At 59.7% G+C, this 3,593-nt stretch carries 3 protein-coding genes and 1 pseudogene; all 4 read left to right on the top strand.

Going from position 1 to position 3,593, the window contains the following annotated elements; genetic code table 11:
* A pseudogene (locus tag EN879_RS27840) lies at positions 1-380 on the top strand (glycerophosphodiester phosphodiesterase); the annotation flags it as partial.
* Between the two features lie 50 nt (positions 381-430).
* Positions 431-1,645, top strand: coding sequence for a GNAT family N-acetyltransferase (locus EN879_RS27835; protein WP_063167961.1), 1,215 nt, complete (start codon positions 431-433; stop codon positions 1,643-1,645).
* An 86-nt stretch (positions 1,646-1,731) separates the two neighbouring features.
* Positions 1,732-2,163, top strand: a complete 432-nt coding sequence (locus tag EN879_RS27830) for an HIT family protein (protein WP_013531772.1) — start codon at positions 1,732-1,734, stop codon at positions 2,161-2,163.
* Positions 2,164-2,366: 203 nt separating this feature from the next.
* Positions 2,367-3,395 carry a phosphatase PAP2 family protein gene (locus tag EN879_RS27825; RefSeq protein ID WP_244514298.1) on the top strand — a complete coding sequence of 343 codons (1,029 nt, stop codon included), beginning with the start codon at positions 2,367-2,369 and terminating at the stop codon, positions 3,393-3,395.
* Positions 3,396-3,593 lie beyond the last annotated feature (198 nt).

Genomic DNA, 3,593 nt, shown 5'->3' with positions numbered 1-3,593 from the left:
GCTATGACGAAGGCCTGGTGGCAAGCGTCGGCAAGATGCTCAAGCGCTACAAGGGCAAGGCGGCGATCATGTCGTTCGACCATTGGCTGGTCCGCGATTTTCCGAAGGACGCGCCGGGTATCCCAGGGGGTCTCACCGCCTACGGCAAGGACGTCGGGTTGATCGAGGCGCATTTCGCCATGCTGGCGCATGAGATCGCCTTCACCTCCTACGCCGCCGGCGACCTGCCAAACCCATTTGTCAGCTTCGTGCGTGAAAGGCTGAAAATGCCTGTTATCACCTGGACGGTGCATGACCAGCCGGCGGTCGACCTGACCTTCAGATATGCCGACCAGATGACTTTCGAAGGGTTCGAACCCGATCTGGTCAAAGTCGCCTGAGTGTCTGAAACGTGACTTGCACCAGGCCGGACGGAGCTTAAATAAGCCTCATGGATCAGGGCGATGAGGGTGACGGACAAACGGCCAATGCGGACTATTCGATCCGCGTCGCCGCCGGCATCGGCGCCTTCACCTATGATGAATGGAATGGCTTTGCGGGAACTGCGCGCGGCGATTTAGAAGCCAGCTACAATCCTTTGGTTTCATTCGCTTTTCTAGGCGCGCTCGAAGATTCTGGATGCGCCGTGCGGCGTACCGGCTGGCAGGGCCACCACCTCCGGCTCGAGGATGGGCAAGGCAGATTGCTGGGCGCGGTGCCCTGTTATCTCAAATCGCACAGCCAGGGCGAATATGTGTTCGACCATGGCTGGTCGGATGCGTTCGAACGCGCCGGTGGCCGCTACTATCCCAAACTGCAAAGTGCCGTGCCGTTCTCCCCGGTCACCGGCCCTCGCCTGCTGGTCACCAGGGGCGAGGACAGTGCCAAGGTGAAGGCCGGTCTCGCGGCGGGCCTGAAGGCGGTGACGCAAAAGCTCGGTGTCTCTTCCGCACATGTCACCTTCGCGCAAGAGAGCGATGTGGAGGTGCTGGAAGCAGCCGGTTTCCTGCACCGCACCGACCAGCAATTCCATTTCTTCAACGAAGGCTTTTCAACCTATGACGACTTCCTCGCCACCCTTGCCTCGCGCAAGCGAAAGGCGATGAAAAAGGAAAGGCGCGAAGCGCTTGCCCCAGGCATTTCAATCGACCGGCTGACCGGCAAGGACCTCACGGAGAAAGCCTGGGACGATTTCTTCGCCTTCTACATGGACACCGGCAGTCGCAAATGGGGCCGGCCCTATCTCAATCGTCAATTCTTCTCGATGATCGGCGAGCGCATGGCCGACGACATCCTGCTGGTGATGGCCAGGCGCAACGGGCGCTATATCGCCGGCGCGATCAATTTCATCGGTTCGGATGCACTTTATGGCCGCAACTGGGGCTGCATCGAGGACCATCCCTTCCTGCATTTCGAGGTCTGCTATCATCAGGCGATCGACTTCGCCATCGAGCGCAAGCTCAAGGTGGTCGAGGCGGGAGCGCAGGGCGAGCACAAGCTGGCGCGCGGCTACCGGCCGGTGACCATGCATTCCGCGCACTACATTGCGCACCCAGGCCTGCGCAACGCCGTCGCCGACTATCTTCGGCGCGAACGGCAGGAGGTGGAGCGGATGAGCGAATATCTGGAAGAGCATACCCCGTTCCGCAAGGATCTCGAGGAGTAGCCCCGGCTGGCCGGCTGGGGGGCGACGATTATCTTGCCGAATTTCGACGCCTTCGCTACACGAAGGCACAATCCGGAGCGTTCGCCATGACCGAGGCCGCCTACGATACCGACAACATTTTCGCCAAGATCCTGCGCGGCGAAATTCCCTCGCACCGTGTCTACGAGGATGACGCGGTCATCGCCTTCATGGATGTGATGCCGCAGGGGCCCGGCCATACGCTGGTGGTGCCGAAAGCGCCGTCGCGCAACCTTCTCGATGCCGATCCGTCAATTTTCGGCCATCTCTTGAGCGCCGTTCAGAAAGTGGCGCTGGCGGTGAAAAAGGCCTTCGGCGCCGATGGCGTCACCGTCATGCAGTTCAATGAGCCGGCCTCAGGGCAGACCGTCTATCATCTGCATGTGCATGTCATTCCGCGCTTCGACGGCATCCCGCTGAAGCCGCACACGGGCGAGATGGAGAAGCCGGAGATTCTGGTCGGTAACGCCGAAAAGATACGGACTGCACTCAAAAATTGAGAGCGGGAGGTCCGCCAATGATGTGGTGGACCGGGTCGAGAATATCGGACTAACAAGCGCCGTTCAGTCCAGAAGCCGATTCTAATGCCCGGCCGTGCCCAGTGCCGACTCAACCGTTTGCAACTCTAATCGTCTGATTAGGAAATATCGAACCATCTCACGGTAAAATGCTAACGCGTGGCGAGCTGTGGGGCTTCAAAACCATGGAACATTCGGTTGCGGCATCGGCCCCACTGGCGGGGGCAATTGTCGAGCGTGCTTTTCTTGGCATCTTGGCGGATGCCTTTTGGCGACACCGGCTGCTGCACGCTATGGCTGCCGCTGCGCTGCTTCTGGCAAGCGCAGTCGGGTGGCACACTGGAAACATGCCGGATTTCGGCGTTCTGGAGGAATACGCTGAGTATCTTTTCATCGCCTTCTGGATTTGCGGCTCAGCCTTTGCACTTGGGACGCTTCTCCATCTTGCGCTGGTCCAGCGGGATACCGAACCGCTGCACACCTTCCTCAAGTCACTGGGTAGATTCTTTGGCGACGCCGAACGCATTGCCAACAGCCTGAATGGCCTGGGTGCGGGTCTTGCCTTCATATCCGCGATCGGTGTGTTGAAGGGAGCCATTGCAATCCTCTCTCCGTTTGCATGGGACAAGGCATTGGCTCAGGCCGACCGCATCCTGCATTTCGGTCGAGCCCCGCACGAATGGTTGTGGTTTACCGTCCAGTCGCCGCTTGCATTGAAGATCATCAACATCGCTTACAATTTCTGGTTCGTCGTGCTCATTACCGCGGTTTTCACCGTGTGCATCGCACGCAAGGATACGAAGCTGCGTCACCAGTTCCTGATGAGCTTCATGACGGTGTGGACGCTGGGTGGCTTCTTCCTCGCGATGGGCCTGTCGTCGGCTGGCCCTTGCTTTTACGAGCGATTGGGGTTCGGCAACGACTTTCACGCCCTCATGCAAGCACTCGCCACCGCCGATCGCATCTATCCAATCTGGGCGCTCAACACGCAGGATATGCTGTGGGGTGGCTACACCGGCGCAACTACCGGCAGCGTCGGTATATCCGCCTTCCCATCCCTGCACGTTGCGATGGCGGTGCTGTTCGCTCTCTATGCAACGCGGCGGTCTCGGCTGGCCGGTGTTGTGATGTGGTTATTCGCGGCGTCATTATGGTCGGATCCGTCGTGCTTGGCTGGCACTATGCCGTGGATGGCTATGCGGGCGCATCCCTGATGGTCGCGATCTGGAAGGCGTGCGGATATTTGCTGACCCGTTTCGAGTCGGACAGCGCGGCCGCTGAGAGCTCCACCATGCAATCGCCGGCCCTTTGCGGGATGTAAATTCGCCGATCTGGACGAACTCGCCTGCGGCGGCATGCCGGTCAAAACGCCTCAAGGGCGGCGCTGGATGGGTTGGACATTTCCGAAACGC

The sequence above is a fragment of the Mesorhizobium sp. M7A.F.Ca.AU.002.02.1.1 genome, from assembly GCF_003998535.1.
Classification (GTDB): domain Bacteria; phylum Pseudomonadota; class Alphaproteobacteria; order Rhizobiales; family Rhizobiaceae; genus Mesorhizobium; species Mesorhizobium ciceri.
This window is presented reverse-complemented; position numbering and strand designations above follow the sequence as displayed.